The sequence below is a fragment of the Bacillus sp. 5RYD7K genome (genome assembly GCF_059831465.1).
The window spans coordinates 2,586,455-2,607,388 of the sequence record NZ_CP191200.1; the positions used below are offsets into that span (position 1 = coordinate 2,586,455).

The following is a 20,934-nucleotide window of genomic DNA, read 5'->3' on the forward strand; positions in this document are numbered from 1 at the left end:
AAACGTGTTACACTTTTCTCGTATGCAAGAATTGAGGTGTCCATTTTAATGAACAAGCAACGGTTCGTTGTCATAGATGTCGAAACAACAGGAAATTCGCCGAAAAAGGGCGATAAAATCATTCAAATCGCAGCGGTTGTCATTGAAAATGGACAAATAACTGAGCGGTTTTCAAAATATATCAATCCGAATCAGGCCATTCCGCCGTTTATTGAACAGCTGACCGGAATTTCATCCGGTATGGTTGAAAATGAACTGCCGTTTGAAGCGGTCGCAGAAGAGATTTTTCATCTGCTTGACGGCGCGTATTTTGTTGCCCACAATATTCATTTTGATCTCGGATTTGTCCGGCATGAACTGAGCGAAGCGGGCTATGAGCTGCCGGATTGTGAAGTGCTTGATACGGTTGAGCTCTCGCGTATTGTTTTTCCGGGGTTTGAAGGGTATAAGCTCGGTGAATTGTGCACGGAGCTGAATATTGTACATGACCGGCCTCACCGCGCAGACAGTGATGCGGAGGTTACGGGGCTGATCTTTTTAGACATTTTACATAAACTGAAACATTTGCCTTTGCCGACGTTAAAGCAGCTTAGAAGGCTTTCACAGCATTTTATCAGCGATTTGACGCTGCTTTTGGATTCTTTTATACATGAAAGCAGACCGGCGGCAGAAGAGAGCTGCATTCCATACGGGTCTTTTTCAATTAAAGAGCCCGATCCAATTCCGGCTTCCCGTCCGGTGAGTGCTGCCATTGATCTTGAAAAATGGAACGATGAAAAAGAACAGCTCTTATCTGACATCATCCCCCGCTACGAAAAGCGGAAAGGGCAGCTTGCGATGATGGATGAAGTGCTTGGCGCCTTCTGCAACCGGGAGCATGCGCTGATAGAAGCGGCGCCCGGCATCGGAAAAACAATCGGTTATCTCGTTCCGGCTCTCTTATTTGCTAAAGCGGAACAAACTCCCGTCATAATCAGCACGTACTCTACTCTTTTGCAGCAGCAGATCATGACTAAAGATATTCCGCTTTTGGAGCGTATGTTTCCATGGCCGGTTAAGGCCGCTGTTTTAAAAGGGAAATCGCATTATCTGTGCTTGCGCAAGTTTGAACATATTCTGCATGAGGAAGATGACAACTATGATGCGGTTCTGACGAAAGCACAGCTTCTCGTCTGGCTGACAGAGACTGAAACGGGCGACGCCGCCGAGCTGAATCTTCCTTCGGGCGGCAGATTGCTGTGGGAGCGCATGTCTTACGATGAGGATTCTTTTTTGAAAAAAGGGAAGAACTCCGCCGCCGAATTTTATGAACGGGCAAAAGAAAAAGCGCAGGCCGCAGATCTGATTATCACCAACCATGCTTTGCTGTTTGCAGATCAAAGCAGTGAAACAAAAAAACTGCCCCCAAGCGGAACGGTCATCATTGATGAAGCGCATCATTTCGAACGAGCCGCCAGCGAGCATTTAGGGCGGAGAGCTTCGTACATCGGGCTGCACACAAAGCTCAGCCGAATCGGAATATTAAAAGAACACGGGCTGTTAAAGCGGATGAGAAAACTGTTTTATACGTATGAATTGCCGGCCGAAAGTTTTTTTGACGCCGATGAGTGGATGAAGCATATTCAATCTGAAAGTGACGCATTTTTCAGTTCGGTGCATTCTTTTGTCAAACGAAGAAAACCTAAAGACGATCTGAACCGTCTCGTCTATAGTCTGAATCATAAAAGCCAGGATAAAGGCCTTTACATGATAACGGACGGAGCGGAGCGGCTTTGCGCGATGCTGGATCAGCTGCTCGATGTGTTTTCAGTACAGGAGAAACTGTTGCATCAAAAGCTTGATGAGATGAAGAGCGGAGCGGCTTTTTTAGCGGCCGAGTATGTAAAATGCATCAGGGGGCTGAAAGAATATCGCGATACGTTCAGCAGACTGCTGTTTGAAAATGATGAGAAAGAAGCCGTTTGGATTGAAATTGATGCCAAAGGCGCAAAAAACGCCGTCAGCATCTATGCACAGCCGCTGGAGCCCGGTGAAATGCTGGCAGATCAGTTTTTCGCCCGCAAAAAAAGCGTAGTGCTCACATCAGCGACCTTAATGGTGGAGCAGTCTTTTCAATTTATGATTGAAAGGCTCGGACTGTCGGATTTTTATCCGCGCACCAAAAGCATCCCGTCTCCTTTTTCTTATGATGATCAGATGAACGTCATCATTCCGAAAGAGATGAAATCCCTCAAATATGACGGAGAGCGGGAAGTCATTGAGCATATTGCCAAGTATGCCGAAATCATGTCAAAGGGAAAACAGCCGAAGATCCTTATCCTGTTTACGTCTCATGATATGCTGAAAAAAGTGTATCAGGAATTGAAACTCAGCATGGAGATCTCAGGCATTCAGCTTCTCGGCCAGGGCATCTCGGGCGGAAGTCCCGGTAAATTAATGAAAACCTTTAAAACGGCAAGCCGGGCGATTTTGCTCGGGACGAATCATTTCTGGGAAGGCGTTGATTTTCCGGGGGATGAATTGTCAACCGTCATGATTGCAAGGCTTCCTTTCCGGGCGCCTGATAATCCGCTTCATGCCGCAAAATGTGAATTCGCCAAGAAGCAGGGGAAAAACCCGTTTCAGACGATTTCTCTGCCTGAGGCCGTGTTAACGTTCAGGCAGGGAATCGGGCGCCTGCTCCGTACGGCGGGAGACAAAGGAACAATCGTTCTTTTAGATCAGCGTGTAAAGACGGCGGGATACGGACGGCTGTTTCTTGATGCGCTCCCGACTTCATCCCTTTTGGAACTGACGGATGCCGAACTCGGGGATTACGTCAGCCAAACGGAATAAAAGCCGCATAAACGCGGCTTTCGTGGTGTGGGATGAGGAATTGTTTATATGGTAAAAGCGGGTTCATGCCGCCTTGTGATTTTATTATGCCGCGCGTGCATCCCGTTATGACTAACAAAATTTGTTCGACCGATGGAGGGTATAAAAATGGAAAGCAAAATTGAGATTCTTTCTACAATTAATGTGGAGCATTCAGATGATTTATATAAAATCGTCGATACATTAAACCGGACTTTGAAAAGAGATAATCTGATGTTCGGACTGGCGCTTGACGAAGAAAATCAAAATGAAGCGGTCTTCACCATTTATCGCACATAGGTGAAAAAGATGAGAAAAAAAGCGTTAATATTTACAGCCGTATTTGGTATTATTTTTTTAGCGGTTCTTTTATTTTCGGCCGGCATTTTTAAATCTGCAATGGCTCAAAAAGAGGAAGGCCACGACACAGCAGCCGCAGCCGCTAAAGAAAAAACGGATCTGACAGATGCTGAGAAAGTGGAAACCTTTGTCGGTAAACAGAAGTATTACGTTGTGTCCGGAACGGATAAACATGGAAAAGACATGTATGTATGGGTCCCGGCCGGCAAAAAAGCAAAAATTCTCTCGAAAAAAGCCAGTGACGGCATTTCAAGCGGCAAGGCTGCCAAAATCGTTCAAGACGCAGGGCTTGTTTCAAAGCTGAATGACGTTCACCCGGCGAGAGAAAACGATGTCCTGCTGTGGGAAGTGACCTACATCAACAAAAACGGGCAGTATAGTTTTAGCTATGTGGACTTTACAAGCGGCAAGATTCTCAAAAACATCACACCGTGAGACGTATTAGGGGGAGTTCAAGTTGAAATTGGCAAAAAGAGTATCCGCATTAACACCGTCTGCAACACTTGCAATTACCGCAAAAGCGAAAGAGCTGAAAGCAGAAGGCCATGATGTCATCGGCCTCGGAGCAGGAGAACCTGATTTTAATACGCCTCAGCACATTATAGATGCCGCGGTGCGTTCCATGAATGAAGGCCACACAAAATATACGCCTTCAGGCGGTCTGCCGGCCTTGAAAGACAGCATCGCTGAAAAATTCAAAAACGACCAGGGAATTGAATATAAACCGTCAGAAATCATTGTCTGCACCGGAGCGAAGCACGCCCTGTACACATTATTTCAGGTTATTCTCGATGAAGGAGACGAAGTGATTATACCGACTCCTTACTGGGTAAGCTATCCTGAGCAGGTGAAATTGGCAGGAGGACGTCCCGTCTATGTGGAAGGACTGGAGTCTAATCAGTTTAAAATTTCACCGGAGCAGCTGAAGCAGGCGCTCACTGAGAAAACAAAAGCAATCATTATCAACTCACCGAGTAATCCGACAGGTGTCATGTATACGAAAGAAGAGCTTAGTGAACTCGGAAAAGTGTGTCTGGAGCATGACATTCTGATCGTTTCTGACGAAATTTATGAGAAGCTTACATACGGAGGAAAAAAACACGTCTCAATCGCACAGCTTTCCGATGAATTGAAAGAGCAGACGGTCATCATCAACGGCGTGTCGAAATCCCACAGCATGACGGGCTGGAGAATCGGTTATGCGGCGGGATCTGAGACGATTATTAAAGCGATGACGAGCCTTGCGAGCCACAGCACGTCAAATCCGACGTCCATCGCTCAATACGGCGCCATTGCGGCATATAACGGGCCTGCTGAACCGCTGGAAGAGATGAGACAGGCATTTGAGCACAGACTGAATACCATCTATGCTCAGCTCAGCGAAATTCCCGGATTTACCTGTGTCAAGCCTGAAGGGGCATTTTACTTGTTCCCTAACGCCAAAGCGGCAGCAGAAAACTGCGGATTCAAAGATGTTGATGAATACGTGAAGGCGCTTCTGGAAGAAGAAAAAGTCGCCATCGTACCGGGCTCGGGCTTCGGCTCACCGGACAACGTCCGTTTATCTTACGCAACGTCACTTGATCTTTTAGAAGAAGCGGTCGAAAGAATCCGCCGCTTCACGGAAAAACATAGCTGATTCTGAAAAAGCGGCTTTTGAAGCCGCTTTTCACCTGCATTGACCCCGTAAGAGAAGAACGGGTATAATAAAGTGATGAAAAAAGAGATTCAGGCAGATTCCTGAATGTCTTTCTTGTTCTGGAGGGAAAGATTTTGAAAACAACAATCAACCAAGTGTATAAACACACAGGCGAGGAAGTAACGATTGGAGCTTGGGTCGCAAATAAACGCTCAAGCGGTAAAATCGCATTTTTACAGCTGAGAGACGGTACCGGCTTCATTCAGGGAGTTGTCGTCAAAGCTGAAGTTGAAGAAAACATCTTCCAAATCGCGAAATCAGTGACGCAGGAAACGTCACTTTACGTAAAAGGGATTGTGAAAGAAGACGAGCGTTCACCGCTTGGCTATGAGCTTGCAGTCACATCCATTGAAGTCATTCACGAAGCGACCGATTATCCGATTACACCTAAAGAGCACGGCACGGAATTTTTAATGGACCACAGACATTTGTGGCTCCGTTCGAAACGCCAGCACGCAATTATGAAAATCCGCAACGAAATCATCCGTGCGACTTATGAATTTTTCAACAAAGAAGGTTTCGTGAAAGTTGATCCGCCGATTTTGACGGGAAGCGCTCCTGAAGGCACGACTGAGCTGTTTGCGACAAAATATTTTGATGAAGACGCCTTCTTGTCTCAAAGCGGCCAGCTGTATATGGAAGCTGCTGCAATGGCGCTAGGAAAAGTATTCTCATTCGGACCGACATTCAGAGCGGAAAAATCAAAAACGAAACGCCATCTCATCGAATTCTGGATGATTGAGCCTGAAATGGCATTTGTTGAATTTGAAGAAAACCTTGAAGTTCAGGAGAATTATGTTGCTTACATCGTACAAAGCGTGCTGGAACATTGTAAGATCGAGCTGAACACGCTGGGAAGAGACACGTCCAAATTAGAACAAATGAAAGCGCCTTTCCCGCGCATTACGTACGATAAAGCGATCGAGTTCCTGAAAGAAAAAGGATTCGACGATATTGAATGGGGAGATGACTTCGGTGCGCCGCATGAAACAGCGATTGCAGAAAGCTATGACAAACCGGTGTTTATCACTCATTATCCGACTTCATTAAAACCGTTTTATATGCAGCCTGCCAAAGATCGTGACGATGTCGTGCTATGTGCCGATTTAATTGCTCCGGAAGGCTACGGGGAAATCATCGGCGGATCTGAACGCGTTCACGATATGGATTTATTGGAAGAAAGATTAAAAGAACACGGTCTGGATTCAGATGCTTACAAATGGTATGCTGAACTCAGACAATACGGTTCTGTTCCGCACTCAGGCTTCGGCCTCGGACTTGAGCGGACAGTGGCTTGGATCAGCGGAGCGCCTCACGTGCGTGAAACAATTCCGTTCCCGAGACTTCTGAACCGTCTGTATCCGTAATAGTTTTAAAAAACGAAGTCTCCTGCAAGGGAGACTTTTTCTAAGTAAAGGGGAAAGCTCCCGGAGATAACCTTTTACAGTAAGAGGTGTAAGGATGAAAAAACAGCAATTTATAGATATGCAGGAACTCGGCATTTCAAGCATTCCCAACCTGCTGCTGACACATTACCGGCAGCTCGGGCTGAATGAAACCGAATTGATTCTGCTTTTAAAGATTAAAATGCATTTGGAAAAGGGTTCTTATTTTCCGACGCCGTTTGAACTGCAGTCAGGGATGTCCATTTCTGCTGAAGAATGTACAAGCTGCCTGAGAATGTTCATTCAAAAAGGTTTTCTGTTTATTGAAGAATGTGAAGATCATAACGGCATAAAGTTCGAAAAATATTCTCTGCAGCCGTTATGGGCGAAGCTGTATGATTACATGCAGCATTCACAAAATGAAACGAAGGAAAGAACGTCAGAAAGAGAACAAAAAAGCCTGTACACCATCTTTGAAGAAGAATTTGGAAGGCCGCTGTCTCCGCTTGAATGTGAGACGCTGGCCATATGGCAGGACCAGGATCAGCATGACGCGATTCTGATTAAACATGCGCTAAAAGAAGCTGTCTTATCAGGAAAGCTCAGTTTTCGCTATATTGACCGGATTTTATTTGAATGGAAAAAGAACGGCTTCAAAACGGTTGAGCAGGCGAAGGCGCACAGCCAAAAATTCCGGCGTGTTCAGACGAAACAAAATGAACCGCAAAAAGAGTATACGAGACAGGTGCCTTTTTACAATTGGCTGGAACAGTAACTTGAGAAGGGGAGAAACGTGTTAAATTTAAAGCAGATTGAATATTGTCTTGATAAAATCGGTGATATGTTTCCGCACGCAGAATGTGAACTTGTCCATTCAAATCCTTTCGAACTGGTTGTGGCAGTCGCTTTATCTGCGCAATGTACGGATGCTCTCGTCAACAGAGTGACAAAAACGCTATTTCAAAAATATAAACGGCCTGAAGATTATCTTGCCGTCCCGCTGGAAGAACTTCAGCAGGATATTAAATCAATCGGCCTGTACCGAAATAAAGCCAAAAATATTCAAAAACTGAGCAAAATGATCATCGAAGAGTACGGCGGAGAAGTGCCGAAAGACCGGGATGAGCTAGTGAAGCTGCCGGGTGTCGGACGGAAAACGGCAAATGTGGTCGTATCCGTTGCTTTCGGCGTACCGGCAATCGCTGTGGACACTCATGTGGAACGTGTCTCGAAAAGGCTAGGCATCTGCCGCTGGAAGGACTCTGTATTGGAAGTGGAGAAAACATTAATGAAAAAAGTGCCCAAAGAGGATTGGTCTGTCACACATCACAGATTAATATTTTTCGGGCGGTATCATTGTAAAGCGCAATCTCCCCGCTGTGCGGAATGTCCTTTGCTTTCGTTATGCAGGGAAGGGCAAAAGCGTGACAAAAAAGGGCTGGTGAAACGGTGACGGCGATTAATATTCTGGCAGGCTATGAAACATACTTGCGCAGTCTTACGGATCTGGATAGCTTAGAGGTTAAAGCGGCTTTGCGCCGGCATCCGCTGTATATGGATTTCAGCAGTCAGCCAAAAGTGCAGCCGTGGACGGAAAGGAGCGAATATGTTCCGTTTCTTTTTCAGATTTGGAACGAAACGAAAGAAGCGCTGCTTCCTGTTTTTCAAACAAGAAAATCCAGGTGTGATCAAAATGATATGCTGAAGGGGATTGCCTGTCTGATTGCCGCGTTTCATTGGACGGCAGGGGAGAGGGTCACCTCACTTGATTGGTCTGTGCTTGAAACAAAGCATTTTCCCGCGGAGCCGATTAATTGGGCGGAGAGAGTGGCGTTTATTCTAACAAAACCGACTCAATTTCACTCGTTTATTCAGCTGGACGAATTGATGACGGAGATGACAAAACAATATCATAAATATGAAGCTATGAACAAATCATAAAAACCTCCTTATAAGAAAAGGAGGTTTTTTTGTATGAAAAAAATCCTTCACCTGTTTGAGGTGAAGGATTCCGTCCGCTAATGAGCGGGATTTGACTGGACGGTTGACGAATTGGACTGCCCGTTGACATTTGAAGACGAGTCTTGGTTTTTGTCCTTCTGGCCGCTGTCAGGTTTTTTTGAACCGTCTGAACCGGTATCGGAACCATTATCAGAGCCGTTATCTTGCTGTCCGTTGTTATCCGTCCCGTTACCAGGCTGATTCGGATTGTTATTATCCGTTTGATCCTGATCGGATTGATCCGGATTTTTATTCGGGTCATCGGTTGGTGATTGATCCGATCCGTCTGACGTATCTGTCTGATTATCGTCTGTTTTCGAATCATCGGTTTGGGTCTTGTCTTTATCCTTATCATCAGGTTTCTGTTCATCGTCAGTCGTTTTATCTTTATCTGCATTGTCTTCTTCATCTTTCGGAACTTTGAAAGATGCTGATGCCGTATCGCTTTTTCCGTCATCATTTTCCGCTGTCACCTGGAAGCTGTATGTGGACCCAGGGGTGACATCTGAGACGACGGCTTCTTTTGCCGAACTGTTTTGAATGTCACTGTAACTTCCGCCGTCAACGGATTGTTTGACATTGAATGTTGCATCGCCGTCATAATCCCAGCTTAAAGTTAATGATTTTTTATCTTTGTCGTATTTCACTTGCAAGCCAGTCGGTTTATCTGCTTTTTCTTTCGCGTACGTTTTAGAAACGGCAGTAGGTTCCGTTCCTTTCACGAAGTACTCTGTCACTTTTTTATCATCCGGCGTGTTTGGTCCGGCTAAAGCGGCAGGATTCGAGCCTTTCTCAACTGTTTCTTTTACGACGCTGTCAGGCTGCTTGAAGCTTCCTTTACCGTCATCAACGTATGAGATCAGCTTTTGGAAAATCCGTTTTGCAACTTGCTGGTCTGCAGAAGACAGTGATTTCTTGCCTGCTTTGTTGCCAGACTCAACCCCGGTCCAAACCGCCGCTGTATATTGAGGGGTGTAGCCGACAAACCATGAGTCCGGGACTCCGCCTGGAGCAATGTTATATTTTTGAATATCATCTTTAGTAAAGTTTGTTGTACCCGTTTTACCGGCGACTTCCACGTTCGGTACTTGAGCCAGTTTACCCGTTCCTGACTGCACCACTGTTTTAAGCATATCGGTAATCATGAACGCCGTGTAATCGCTCATAGCACTCTTCGGTTTCGGTGTTAAATCAAGCTTAGTGCCGTCATTGAATTCAATCGATGTGACCGCGTGCGGTTCATTGTACGTTCCGTTATTTCCGAACGCACTGTAGGCGCCTGCCATGGTCATAGTAGATACACCGCGGTTATCATCCCCAAAACCGCCGATAGAATAGGGCTCATATACTTGATCTTTGTTTAAACCTAATCCCAGGTCGTTTGCAAAGTCCACGGCATTATCCTTTCCAACTGCTTGGAATGCTTTTAAAGCAGGGATATTACGTGAGTCTGCGAGGGCCTCTCGCATTGATATCTGGCCTCTGTATCTATTGTCATAATCATGGATCGGTGTGCCGTTAGAGTACGTATATGCAGAATCATCAATCTGCTCATACGTCGACCATTTTTTATTTTCAATGACCGGCCCGTAATCAAGAATCGGTTTTATCGTTGAACCTGGCTGGGTTTTACCTTGTGTTGCATAATTGAATCCCCCGGTAGTTCTGTTTCGTCCTGCTCCGATGGCGCGGATTTCTCCGTTTGTCGTATCAAGGAGCGTGACGCCGCCCTGCATGCCTTCGGTAAAGCCGGCTGTGTCGCCGTTCATCAATTGGTCAAGATAATCTTGTGCTTTCGTATCAAGGGTCGTGTAAATTTTTAATCCGTCAGTTGAAATATCGACGTCTTTCTTTTCTTTTGTCTCAATTTCTTTCATGACTTCTTCGACAAAAGCGCTGTATTTATTTGTGTCCTTTTTATCGTATTCCTTTTGGCTGACGACGCCTTCATCTTTCATGGACACTTTCTTCGCTTTTTGGTATTCAGAATTTGAAATGAATCCTTGTTTTTCCATTAAGCTGAGAACGATGTTCCGGCGTTTTTCGGAAGCCTTCGGGTTTTTAACCGGGTTATATCCGGTCGGGCTTTGCGGCATTCCGGCAAGCGTGGCCGCCTGTTCAACCGTAAGCTTGCTCAAATCTTTTACGCCGAAGAATTCTTCAGCCGCTTTACCGACGCCGTAGGCGCGCGGTGAGAAATAAATTCTGTTTAAATACATTTCTAAGATTTCATCTTTAGAATAATGGCGCTCCAGCTGCAGTGAAAGCCACACTTCCTGTGCTTTCCGTTTAATCGTTTTTTGATGGGTCAAAAGCGAGTTTTTCACAACCTGCTGGGTGATCGTGCTTCCTCCCTCTGAACCGAAACCATCCGTAAAGTTGGCGACCAAGGCGCCGCCGATCCGGATCGGGTCTATTCCGTGGTGCTTATAAAAACGGGCATCCTCTGTTGCGATAAATGCTTCTTTCACAACATCGGGTATATCTTTAATCGGGACGTAGGTTCGTTTTTCGCCGCCCACTTCCGCGATTTCTTTGCCGTTTTTATCGTAAATTGTTGAAGAATAAGGCGTTTTCAGCTTGGCTTCGTCCAAAGACGGCGCACCGGAAACTAAAACGGCAAATGCCGCGGCTCCGCCGACTATGCCGAGGACAAACAGAATAACCAAAGACAGCACAATCTTTTTGAATAAACCGCCTTTACGCTGTTTCTTTCCTTTTTTCGGTGAAGAAGACTTGGGGCTTTTCGTCTGCCTAGCCTTGCGGCGTTCTTCACGGCTCTTAAATTGATCTGACATAACATCTCAACCTTTCGTTAATCAACCTTTCGCTCAGTCTACTGTCCCTGCGAAAAATAAAGCTGTTCAATAATACTAATATAATCAATTCTCGGTGAGTATCCAAGGGAAATCGGAAAGGAAGCATCTTCTAATTCGTCTTTGCGAATCGACTTTCTGCCGTTGTTCTCCTTTCTCTCCCAAAAGACAAACAGCTTGTCGGCCTCGAGGAAATAAACCTTTTCGAAAGCGGATATAATAACAAAACAAATGCCGTCTTGCCTGACCACCTGCTTCATGTGCTCAATTTGATGGTCATGAAAATTCTGCAGGGGAAATGCCGTTTTGTTTTTTGTTTCTTTTGCTTCGAAATCAATGTAGCGCCCTTTATAAATCCCATTGTAATCGGTTGTCGAAGACTGCTTAAAATAAGCCTCCTTAATGACTGCGGCGCTTCTTTTCGGATAATGGACGTTTACAATCTGGACGGGTGTCGGCTTTTTGTGAATGACCGCAATTTGGTTAGCCAGATAATACTTATTCGTTTCATTCAGGTCGTCTTCGAGGGTCATGCCGCGATTACTGTATGAATGGGACCGTTTCTGGCTGTTTTGGGATGAAACCGTTTTGTTCGGCTGAAAAGTTTTTCCATTCGGATACCGAATCACTTTTTCCATCCTCCTTATCAAACTCATAGTGACGGAAGTGAATGAACGTGCATAAACGACAGACCGTAACCGCCATTCTTCATCAGATCGAAAAAGAGACGAAAATAAAAAATGCCGATAACATTTCCCGGACAAATGCCTATAAAGCATATTATGACCGACATCCTGAGATCAAATGGCCGCTTTTGGCATCTTTTGTGTCCCGTAATGCGGGCTGGTCGATGACTGATTTAAGAGGCGTCCTTTATCAGGAAGGTCTTGACAGCAGGCAGAAAAACTGGTTTTTCCTTTCGTATGAGAGGGCGAATTGGCTGATTTTTTCTGATGCCTATCCTCAGCTTCTGATCTACCAGTGGTCAAAACAGATCGGCGAACCTCTTTTCTGTCATCTTCCTTATTTCCGCGTCTCGGCTTTCATGCAGGAAGAATGGCTCCGCTTTTGGCGTGACGGAGATACGGAACGGCTCATGTATGCTCTTATTATAAATGAACAAAACACTATCCAAGCACCTATTATACAAAATCCTTCGTTTAAAAAGAATGTTTTTGGTACGATTCCTTTTTATTTAAGTGATTGGTTTCACTTTAACACGGTGATATTCCCCTCATTTGACGGATGTTTATACGGAATTTCCGTCAAACGGTTTTCAAAAACAGAAGAAAGAATTACGCTCGGAAAACAGCTTGCCCGTCTTTTATTCAGTCCTGATCTTCACGCTTCTTTTTACCGTTTTCTCGATACCGTTCCACATACCGGCTCGCGCTTTGATATGGAGAAAATGATCGGCATCAAAAAAAGAACGTCACCGATGCTGAGGACAACTTATCCGATTGTTGCCCACTCATTAGACGGCAAAAAGGCGGATTGGTTTCAAAAAAGGTTAAGGAAAGGGGCTTTTTTACAGGAGAAAATGCCGAAACAGCTTGAACTGACGGACTGGTATTTACAGAAAAGGCGGGAGCTCCACGCGCTGTTTGCGGTTAAAGAGTGGCTTAAAAAATAAAAAGCCCGAAACCGTTCGCTGCGGTTTCGGGTGGTGTCTTACGTAGAAGGGCGGTTTGGGCCGCCTAATTTTTTATCAAGCGTATCAGTCGTTTTTGATTCGTTTTTTTGCTGTTTACCTGCATTTTTCGGTCTCGTTTTCATACGGCACCTCCTCAACTGTATCGTTTGCATTAACGTGCCGGTTCATACAAAGTTTGCGGCAATTTTTTGTCGAAAAGTCCGTCTTTTAGGTTAATCTCTGTTTGTTTGCCGAACTGCTTCTAGTTTTGTCAGGTGCGGAGGAGAGCGGTATGAAAACGAGAATTATATCAGGAGAGACGCAAGTGACAAAAGGGAGGAACATGAATGTCTGTTTACACAAGTAAGGCTGATATTCTCCGTCTGCTTTCTGATATCGAAGTCCGGATTTCTGCCGCTGAAAAGACGCTTACACAGGCAGTTAAGTCCTATCAGGCGGAAGCTGAAGAAATCAGGCAGGACCGGCTTGCCCGCATTGAAGAAGAGGCCCGCGAGCTTCATGTTTGCATTGATGATCTGTTTTTGACTGACCGTCGTAAAAAGGATTTGCCGAGAGCCTGCCGGATCAGCTGATTTTATGTGAAAACTTTGGTACGATATGTACTGAGGTGAGTCCGTTTGCAGACACAGTCGTTATTGGAACTGACAGTACAAATGATAGAGGCGGCTCTTGAAGCCGACAGAAGATATCAGGAAGGAAAAGAAACCGGCCGTTCATATGATTTTTTTGACGTGATTAAACCCGATGTTGAAAAAAAAGACCGGCTTTGCGCGATTTGGACTGAAGCAGCGCTTGCGTTTATTCAGGAAAACCGTCCAAAATACGTTCATCACGCCCAAATTCAGGCCGTTTCAGAAAATTTCGGAGAGCTGATGCTCCAATCATATGTTCATCATATTCATAAAAAAAGATACAAGGATCTAACTGAATCTGTTTTATATACGCTTCGTATATTAAGGGATGAAATTGAAAAAGAAGGCAGCTGAAACAGCTGCCTTCTTTTTATATAAAGGGGTCGGGTATGTTATTCATACGCCGGGTTTTCTGCTCCACTTGCTTCGAGAACCTTCATACTGTTACGAAATTCGGTTGCGGTGAGATGGCCTTGAATATAGAGGAACTTGGCAAAGTCCATCAGTTTATCTGCACAATCTGTTTCATATTTTTTCACTTCTGCAAAACGTTTTCTTAAGTATGATACGTTCATAATGGTGCATCCCCTCTCATGTATGTTGAGATTATGTTAACATAACGATTCGACTTTTTTCTGTTTTTAAAAAATTAAGACTTTCGACAGCATTTGACAAAGGTGAGGCTTTCCAAAAGCACATAACCAAGGCGGGATTCATACATATATAGAAGAAACTAAGCGAGAGGCACAGGGGGAATGTCATATGCAATGGAGAGCGCAGCCGTATCAAAATATGTACCAGCAGCCGGCGGGATATTTCTATCCGCAGCAGATACAGCCGCTGCAGCAGCCGAATCCGCAGCAGATGCAGCCATTACAGCCGCAGCCGTATCCGCAGCAAATACAGCCATTGCAGCAGCCGCCGTATCATCAGCAAGGGCAGTTTCCGCCGCAATTTTATCCGAATCAGGAATACGGTCATATGCAGCAGCCATACACTCCCGCCCCGCCTCAGGCAGGCATGCCCGGGGGGCCGCCGGGATTTGTGAATCCTTACCCCGTTCCCAGACCGAATCAGCAGCAGCCTTCCCAATTCTCAGGGATACTCTCACAGTTTAAAAAGACAAATGGACAGTTTGACTTTAATAAAATGATAGATACAACGGGGCAGATGGTAAGCGCCGTAAACCAGGTCGGATCGCTGGTGAAAGGATTTACCAGTATCTTTAAATAAAAAGCATGAATGATATCCATCATTCATGCTTATTTTTTAGGTAAAAAGAGGGTAAGCGTCTGCTCATTCCAGGATGTTTCCATATCTTCTTCACGCACCTCATAAGGGAGGACAACGGTTCTTGTCATGCTTGAAGACACATGGGATGAATGGGCTTGCTTGTGATCGTGCCGGATTGTCACGTGGAGGTAGCACCCTTTCGTTTCCACCAGCATATCCCCGTCACGGAACGTCGGAGGGACGCTGATGTCAACCGCAAGGCCCGAGGACTCTTCTCTGACGTCAATCGTTACTTGTGCTTCAGTAAAAGCAGAATTGACAAGATGCTGAAAACCCTGCATCAATTCTGAGAAGGGGCCTGAGTGAAAAAATTGATCCATCGCATGGCTGAGGATGTCTTCATTTCTTTCCAAATAACGTTTATCGTCTTCATTTTGTTCCATAGGATCACCGCCTTTTTACAACAGACTATGCACTGTTATCCCGTATGGTTAAGAATTGAAGGAAAAAAGAAAGTATGGTTAAATAGTGGAGAATAAACTGGTAACGGACTCACATTTAGGAAGGGGAGCACAACACATTGCTGAAAAAATTATTCGGATTGGGAGACAGCCGGAAAAAGCCGGCCGAGGAAGTGATTTTTTCTCCGGCTGACGGAGCGGTGATGGATTTGGCTTCAGTGCCGGATCCCGTATTTTCACAAAAAATGATGGGGGACGGGATCGCCATCGAACCTGCAAACGGAGATATTGTTTCACCGGCTGAGGGTGAAGTGATTCAGCTGTTTCATACAAAACACGCAGTCGGCATCCGCACCCTTTCCGGAGCGGAACTTTTGATACATGTCGGTTTGGATACCGTCAACATGAACGGAGAAGGCTTTGAAGCACACGTAAAAGAAGGGGACAAAATCAAGACAGGCGACCTGCTTTTAACCTGCGATCTGGATTTAATAAAAGAAAAAGCAAGCAGCACCGTCATCCCTATGGTCATTATGAACGGCGATGCCGCGGAGCCTTTGCAATTTGCAGGCGCAAATGAAGCGAAAAAAGGACAAACAGAGCTTTTTACAATAAAAATGAAGTAGGCAGGGGCTGATTCCCTGCTTTTTTTCTTGTACAGTATTTTCATCTAGCCAGGCAAACAAATATTCGGTAAACTGTACCTCAAAGAGGTGTGAACGATGAAGAAAAAATCACTGAGCGAACTGATTCAGGAATTAAAAGATCACGAAAATATTGTGCATTGGCATGAAGAGGAACCGCGGGAGGCTAAAACCATGCCAATGCCCGATCAAGTGGACCCGAAGATCCGGGCGGCTCTCGAAAAGAGGGGAATCGAACGGCTCTTTACCCATCAATACTCCGCTTTCCGGACGGTTCAAAACGGAGAAAGCATCGTGGCCGTCACACCGACGGCCTCCGGAAAAACTTTGTGCTATAATCTTCCGGTTCTCCAGTCTATTGCGGAAGATTCCACAAGCCGCGCGCTTTATTTATTTCCAACAAAGGCGCTTGCGCAGGATCAAAAAAGCGAACTGAACGAAATCATAGATGAGATGGGCATGGACATCAAAAGTTTTACTTACGACGGCGATACCTCTCCGGCCATCAGGCAGAAGGTCAGAAAGGCCGGGCACATTGTGATTACAAATCCCGATATGCTTCATTCAGCCATTCTTCCCCATCATACAAAATGGGTGAGTCTGTTTGAAAACCTGAAATATATCGTCATTGATGAATTACATACGTACCGCGGCGTATTCGGCAGCCATGTGGCAAACGTCATCCGCCGCTTAATGAGAATCTGCGCCTTTTACGGAAGCACGCCGTCATTTATCTGTACATCCGCAACAATCGCCAATCCGAGGGAATTGGCGGAGCAGCTGACGGGAAATCCTGTCAGGCTGATTGACGACAACGGCGCTCCGAGCGGAAGAAAGCACTTTGCTTTCTATAATCCGCCGATTGTGAATAAACCGCTGCATATTCGAAAAAGCGCCACCGTGGAAGTGAACGAGCTAGCCAAAACATTTCTGAAAAATAAGATCCAGACGATTGTTTTTGCAAGAAGCCGCGTCAGGGTTGAAATTATTTTAAGCCACATTCAGGAAATCGTAAAAAAAGAAATCGGCGCGAAGTCTGTCAGAGGCTATCGCGGCGGATATCTTCCGAAAGAAAGAAGAGAAATAGAGCGGGGATTAAGAGACGGCAGTATTCTCGGTGTTGTCAGCACAAATGCGTTGGAGCTCGGCGTTGATATCGGCCAGCTTCAGGTCTGCGTGATGACGGGATACCCGGGCAGTGTCGCGAGTGCGTGGCAGCAGGCGGGCCGGGCCGGACGGCGGCAGGGGGAGGCGCTGATTGTGATGGTCGCGAACTCTGATCCGATTGACCAATATATTGTGCGCCACCCTGATTATTTCTTTAAACGCTCGCCTGAATCTGCACGGATTAATCCTGATAACCTCATTATACTGGTCGATCATCTGAAATGCGCGGCGTATGAGCTGCCTTTCAGAGCCGATGAAACATTCGGAGAAAATGAGGCAAAAGACATTCTCGAGTATTTAGAAGAAGAAGGGGTGCTTCATGAAAATCGTGAACGATATCACTGGGCGAGCGATTCATTTCCCGCTTCAAACATCAGTCTCCGTTCGGCCTCGCAGGAAAACGTGGTCATCGTGGACCAATCAGAGACGGCCGATGTGAAAATTATCGGAGAAATGGACCGCTTCAGCGCGATGACGCTTCTTCACGATGAAGCGATTTATCTTCATGAAGGGGTGCAGTATCAGGTTGAAAAGCTTGATTGGGAGCACAAAAAAGCATACGTGCGAAAAGTCGATGTCGAATATTATACGGATGCCAATTTAGCGGTTCAGCTGAAAGTGCTGGAAATCGACAGAACGGACAGCAGAAGGAAAACGGCCATCCATTTCGGGGACGTGACCGTGAATGCCCTTCCGACGATATTTAAAAAAATAAAAATGACGACATTTGAAAATATAGGATCAGGACCGATTCATCTTCCTGAAGAAGAGCTGCATACAAGTGCAGCCTGGCTTGAATTAAAAGAGACGGATTCTGAGATCGGCGAAAAAACGCTTGAGCAGCTGCTTTTAGGCATTGCTCACGTCCTGCAGCATATCGTGCCTGTATACGTCATGTGCGACCGAAATGATGTGCATGTCGTGCCGCAGATCAAAGCGGCTCATACGGGACTGCCGACAATCTTTTTGTATGATCATTATCCGGGCGGAATCGGACTTGCTGATGAAGTATATAAACGATTTGATGAAATCAATGAAGGGGCTATGCGTCTGATCAGACAATGTCCATGTCAAGACGGATGTCCTTCCTGCATCGGCTCCGAAATAGAGGGAATAGATGCAAAGAAAGCGATTCTCCGGCTCTTGAATTACGTGTAAAAGAAAAGGGGGACGAAAGATGTCCTTGAAAAATAAATTAAAGCGGATGAAAAACCACCTGAATATTCCGGAAGCTGAAATAAAGCCTACTGCTTCTTCGCTTTCGGACCCGGATATTCAAGTCCCGTTTAGAGAAGAATGGGAGGCATTCGGAGTTAAGCCTTTCTTCTTTGAGGATGAATACTGTCTTATCCGCGAAACCGTTTATCCGCTTTCGCACCGCCACGGACGGTACAGCTTCAGTGAACTTGATGACGTCATGGCGTTATGGAATAAAGGCGGTTTGACGCATACTTTATCAGCCGAAGGATACGAAAAGAGCCAGCTGTTTTTCTTTGATACTGAAACGACCGGACTCGGCGGCGGGGCCGGCAATATGATCTTTTTGCTCGGCCATGCGAGGGTATATGAAGACCGTGTCACAGTCAAACAGCATCTGCTTCCCAAGCCGGGAAACGAGGCGGCTCTTTACCAAAGCTTTTTAAGTGAGGTTGACATTACGTCCCTTGTTACGTATAACGGCAAAGCCTTTGATTGGCCTCAGGTCAAAACAAGACACACATTGCTGCGGGACAGGCTTCCGAAACTTCCTGAATTCGGCCACTTTGATCTTCTGCACGGGGCGAGACGGCTTTGGAAACATAAACTGGAGCGAGTATCGCTTTCGGCGGTTGAAAATGAAGAGCTTGCCTTTAAAAGGGGCGAAGACACGCCCGGGTATTTGGCGCCGATGCTGTATTTCCAATTTTTAAAGGCGGAGGATCCCGATCTTTTAAAGGGAGTGCTCCTGCATAATGAACAAGACGTGCTCTCCCTTATTGCTCTTTACATCCATATGTCAAAAAAGATTTTTGCTTCCGCTGATCAGACGTCAGAACATCAGGAAGCCTACGCCATGGCGAAGTGGTTTATCGCCCATAAAGAAACCGATCGGGCTGTTTCACAGCTGGAAGCGCTGCGAGGCAAAGCCTTTGAAGATTCGGATCGGGCCCTTTTTGACTTAGCGATGCTTTATAAAAAACAAAACCGCAGGCAAGACGCAGTGCCCCTTTGGGAGGAACTGACGGGCTCTGATCTTCACATATGCAGACATCAATCAGCGGTTGAGCTGGCGATCTATTTTGAGCATCATGCAAAAGATTTCAAAAAAGCGCTGCAGGCCGCGCAGCTAGCCGCAAAAGACGGGGAAATATCGGAAAAAGAAGCCGAGAAACTCCATGTGAGAATTGCCCGGCTGAAGAGGAAATATTCCTCTTGAAATATTGCCCGGGAAAGCGCAAAAGCCGAGCTGTTTCGCCAAAAATATTTTTTTCTGAATCAGCATCGATTTTGTTGTAGAATGGTGCCGCATCCTGTAAAATAGCGTTAGTTATTTATAGGGGAGAGTTGGTATGTATAAAGGTGTTTTTTACTTGTTCTTTGTCGTGGTTTTTTTGATTGCGTTTGTATTTTCGAATTTTAAAGACAGTCTGCTGATGCACTTCTAAATTGGGTGATTGAATTAGAACATGCACCCGCTTATCTTCATAACCTAACAGTGTAATAAAAGTTAATGGAGAGGGGATTTAGCATGTTTCATCATCATCATCATCATTGCTGCAGACCAAACGTAATGCCGCCGATTGTTCATCCGACTAATTGCTGTGAACACCATTGTTTTTCTAACACGGTTGTGCCGCATATTCATCCGCAACATACAACTAACGTAAATCACCACAACTTTGAGCACGTTCATTACTTTCCGCACACTTTTTCAAATGTTGACCCGACAACTCACCAGCATTTTCAGTGCGGGAGCCCTTGCTGCGATCATTAGTATTGAACGTTTAAGCATGGTCGGTAAGGATATCAGCAAATTAAAATGGGGCCCGATGGGAGCCCCATTTTTTAAAGCAGGTGATCAATTGAAAGTATTAGCCGTAACGGGGTACAAGCCGTTTGAACTCGGTATCTTTAAACATGATGACCGGGCGCTTGTTTATATAAAAAAGGCGATAGAAGCCAGACTCAGAAGCTTTCTTGACGAAGGCTTGGAATGGATTCTCATATCCGGACAGCTGGGGACGGAACTATGGGCGGCAGAAACGGCGTACGATCTCAGGGAAGAGTATCCGGAATTAAAGGTTGCTGTAATCACGCCGTTCTACGGCCAGGAAGAAAAGTGGAAGGAACCGAATAAAGAAATGTATGAATCTGTGCTTGCACAGGCAGATTATGAGGAGAGCCTGACGCATCGGCCATATGAAAGCCCGCTTCAATTCCGGCAGAAAAACGCGTTTTTTATTGAAAAGTCAGATGCGCTTTTGCTTTTATATGATCCTGAAATGGAAGGATCGCCGAAATATATGCTGCAGCAGGCGGAAAAACGCCGTGAAAAAGACGGTTATCCGATTTATTCGATTACGATGGACGATCTCCGGGCTGCCGTTGAAGAAGAAGACTTCTTTACATAACATGTCAGAGAACATTTGACAACGGGACGTGTTTCTGAATAAAATATAACATGATGATTCACGATACGAGGTGAAAAAGATGCTTGCTGATAAAGTAAAGCTTTCTGCGAAAGACATTTTGGAAAAAGAATTTAAAACAGGCGTTAGAGGTTACAGACAAGAAGACGTTGACAAATTTTTAGATATGATTATTAAGGATTATGAAACCTTCCATCAAGAAATTGAAGAACTTCAGCAGGAAAATCTGCAGCTGAAAAAACAGCTTGAAGAAGCAAGCAAAAAACAGCCGGTGCAGTCGAATACGACCAACTTTGACATTCTGAAAAGGCTGTCCAACCTTGAGAAACATGTATTCGGCAGCAAGCTTTACGACGAATAAGACAGATGCACTTGTCAAATGAGACAAGTTGCTTTATAA

At 45.4% G+C, this 20,934-nt stretch carries 23 protein-coding genes and 1 pseudogene; 19 read left to right on the forward strand and 5 right to left on the reverse strand.

Annotated features, from left to right (window positions below):
• Nucleotides 1-48: 48 nt before the first annotated feature.
• The 8 genes from dinG (at nt 49) to ACQE26_RS13010 (ending at nt 8,238) form a co-directional block, all read left to right on the forward strand.
• Nucleotides 49-2,835, forward strand: a complete 2,787-nt coding sequence (dinG, locus tag ACQE26_RS12975; protein WP_500469640.1) for an ATP-dependent DNA helicase DinG — start codon at nt 49-51, stop codon at nt 2,833-2,835.
• A gap of 147 nt (nt 2,836-2,982) precedes the next feature.
• Nucleotides 2,983-3,153 carry a YpmA family protein gene (locus ACQE26_RS12980; RefSeq protein ID WP_003153512.1) on the forward strand — a complete coding sequence of 57 codons (171 nt, stop codon included), beginning with the start codon at nt 2,983-2,985 and terminating at the stop codon, nt 3,151-3,153.
• 9 nt (nt 3,154-3,162) lie between these two features.
• Nucleotides 3,163-3,648 carry a cell wall elongation/penicillin-binding protein regulator TseB gene (gene tseB / locus ACQE26_RS12985; protein ID WP_500469641.1) on the forward strand — a complete coding sequence of 162 codons (486 nt, stop codon included), beginning with the start codon at nt 3,163-3,165 and terminating at the stop codon, nt 3,646-3,648.
• Nucleotides 3,649-3,670: 22 nt separating this feature from the next.
• Nucleotides 3,671-4,852 carry a pyridoxal phosphate-dependent aminotransferase gene (locus ACQE26_RS12990; RefSeq protein WP_045927214.1) on the forward strand — a complete coding sequence of 394 codons (1,182 nt, stop codon included), beginning with the start codon at nt 3,671-3,673 and terminating at the stop codon, nt 4,850-4,852.
• A 134-nt stretch (nt 4,853-4,986) separates the two neighbouring features.
• Nucleotides 4,987-6,279 (forward strand): asparagine--tRNA ligase, encoded by a 1,293-nt coding sequence (asnS, locus tag ACQE26_RS12995; RefSeq protein WP_438420112.1) that lies wholly within the window; start codon nt 4,987-4,989, stop codon nt 6,277-6,279.
• Nucleotides 6,280-6,373: 94 nt separating this feature from the next.
• Nucleotides 6,374-7,072, forward strand: a complete 699-nt coding sequence (gene dnaD / locus ACQE26_RS13000; RefSeq protein ID WP_500469642.1) for a DNA replication protein DnaD — start codon at nt 6,374-6,376, stop codon at nt 7,070-7,072.
• 18 nt (nt 7,073-7,090) lie between these two features.
• Nucleotides 7,091-7,750: an endonuclease III gene (nth, locus tag ACQE26_RS13005; RefSeq protein WP_016939068.1), complete on the forward strand. Its 660-nt coding sequence runs from the start codon at nt 7,091-7,093 to the stop codon at nt 7,748-7,750.
• Nucleotides 7,747-8,238, forward strand: a complete 492-nt coding sequence (locus ACQE26_RS13010) for a YpoC family protein (RefSeq protein WP_269774889.1) — start codon at nt 7,747-7,749, stop codon at nt 8,236-8,238. Before nth ends, ACQE26_RS13010 begins: the two co-directional genes overlap by 4 nt.
• Before the next feature lie 77 nt (nt 8,239-8,315).
• Here ACQE26_RS13010 and ACQE26_RS13015 read toward each other — a convergent pair whose 3' ends face one another.
• Nucleotides 8,316-11,096: a transglycosylase domain-containing protein gene (locus ACQE26_RS13015; RefSeq protein WP_500469643.1), complete on the reverse strand. Its 2,781-nt coding sequence runs from the start codon at nt 11,094-11,096 to the stop codon at nt 8,316-8,318.
• A 38-nt stretch (nt 11,097-11,134) separates the two neighbouring features.
• Nucleotides 11,135-11,743 carry a Holliday junction resolvase RecU gene (recU, locus tag ACQE26_RS13020; RefSeq protein WP_029575375.1) on the reverse strand — a complete coding sequence of 203 codons (609 nt, stop codon included), beginning with the start codon at nt 11,741-11,743 and terminating at the stop codon, nt 11,135-11,137.
• A 41-nt stretch (nt 11,744-11,784) separates the two neighbouring features.
• Here recU and ACQE26_RS13025 point away from each other — a divergent pair, with 41 nt between their 5' ends.
• Entirely contained in the window at nt 11,785-12,747 is a 963-nt protein-coding gene (locus ACQE26_RS13025) for a DUF2515 domain-containing protein (RefSeq protein ID WP_032864901.1), read from the forward strand.
• Between the two features lie 38 nt (nt 12,748-12,785).
• Here the strand turns inward: ACQE26_RS13025 and sspM are convergent, their stop codons facing one another.
• Nucleotides 12,786-12,890, reverse strand: a complete 105-nt coding sequence (sspM, locus tag ACQE26_RS13030) for an acid-soluble spore protein SspM (RefSeq protein WP_016939063.1) — start codon at nt 12,888-12,890, stop codon at nt 12,786-12,788.
• Between the two features lie 204 nt (nt 12,891-13,094).
• Here sspM and ACQE26_RS13035 point away from each other — a divergent pair, with 204 nt between their 5' ends.
• A complete protein-coding gene (locus ACQE26_RS13035) occupies nt 13,095-13,340 on the forward strand; it encodes a DUF5446 family protein (RefSeq protein ID WP_500469644.1) in 246 nt (81 codons plus the stop codon).
• A gap of 45 nt (nt 13,341-13,385) precedes the next feature.
• Nucleotides 13,386-13,754: a YppE family protein gene (locus ACQE26_RS13040; RefSeq protein WP_060964919.1), complete on the forward strand. Its 369-nt coding sequence runs from the start codon at nt 13,386-13,388 to the stop codon at nt 13,752-13,754.
• 38 nt (nt 13,755-13,792) lie between these two features.
• Here the strand turns inward: ACQE26_RS13040 and ACQE26_RS13045 are convergent, their stop codons facing one another.
• Nucleotides 13,793-13,975 carry a YppF family protein gene (locus ACQE26_RS13045; protein WP_003153532.1) on the reverse strand — a complete coding sequence of 61 codons (183 nt, stop codon included), beginning with the start codon at nt 13,973-13,975 and terminating at the stop codon, nt 13,793-13,795.
• 187 nt (nt 13,976-14,162) lie between these two features.
• Between ACQE26_RS13045 and ACQE26_RS13050 the strand changes: the two genes are divergently transcribed.
• Entirely contained in the window at nt 14,163-14,633 is a 471-nt protein-coding gene (locus tag ACQE26_RS13050) for a YppG family protein (protein ID WP_438420108.1), read from the forward strand.
• 29 nt (nt 14,634-14,662) lie between these two features.
• On the opposite strand, the gene ACQE26_RS13055 is transcribed toward ACQE26_RS13050, so the two are convergent.
• Nucleotides 14,663-15,076, reverse strand: a complete 414-nt coding sequence (locus ACQE26_RS13055) for an Hsp20/alpha crystallin family protein (protein WP_500469645.1) — start codon at nt 15,074-15,076, stop codon at nt 14,663-14,665.
• 137 nt (nt 15,077-15,213) lie between these two features.
• Here ACQE26_RS13055 and ACQE26_RS13060 point away from each other — a divergent pair, with 137 nt between their 5' ends.
• The 7 genes and pseudogenes from ACQE26_RS13060 (at nt 15,214) to gpsB (ending at nt 20,895) form a co-directional block, all read left to right on the forward strand.
• Entirely contained in the window at nt 15,214-15,720 is a 507-nt protein-coding gene (locus ACQE26_RS13060; RefSeq protein ID WP_016939058.1) for a PTS sugar transporter subunit IIA, read from the forward strand.
• A 96-nt stretch (nt 15,721-15,816) separates the two neighbouring features.
• Nucleotides 15,817-18,063, forward strand: coding sequence for a DEAD/DEAH box helicase (locus tag ACQE26_RS13065; RefSeq protein WP_500469646.1), 2,247 nt, complete (start codon nt 15,817-15,819; stop codon nt 18,061-18,063).
• A 19-nt stretch (nt 18,064-18,082) separates the two neighbouring features.
• Nucleotides 18,083-19,321, forward strand: a complete 1,239-nt coding sequence (locus ACQE26_RS13070; RefSeq protein ID WP_500469647.1) for a ribonuclease H-like domain-containing protein — start codon at nt 18,083-18,085, stop codon at nt 19,319-19,321.
• 121 nt (nt 19,322-19,442) lie between these two features.
• Nucleotides 19,443-19,550, forward strand: a pseudogene (locus ACQE26_RS13075) (hypothetical protein); the annotation flags it as partial.
• Between the two features lie 83 nt (nt 19,551-19,633).
• Nucleotides 19,634-19,879 carry a spore coat protein CotD gene (cotD, locus tag ACQE26_RS13080; protein WP_500469648.1) on the forward strand — a complete coding sequence of 82 codons (246 nt, stop codon included), beginning with the start codon at nt 19,634-19,636 and terminating at the stop codon, nt 19,877-19,879.
• A gap of 88 nt (nt 19,880-19,967) precedes the next feature.
• Nucleotides 19,968-20,516, forward strand: coding sequence for an SLOG family protein (locus ACQE26_RS13085; RefSeq protein WP_029575374.1), 549 nt, complete (start codon nt 19,968-19,970; stop codon nt 20,514-20,516).
• Nucleotides 20,517-20,595: 79 nt separating this feature from the next.
• Nucleotides 20,596-20,895: a cell division regulator GpsB gene (gene gpsB, locus ACQE26_RS13090; protein ID WP_003153541.1), complete on the forward strand. Its 300-nt coding sequence runs from the start codon at nt 20,596-20,598 to the stop codon at nt 20,893-20,895.
• Nucleotides 20,896-20,934: the final 39 nt, after the last annotated feature.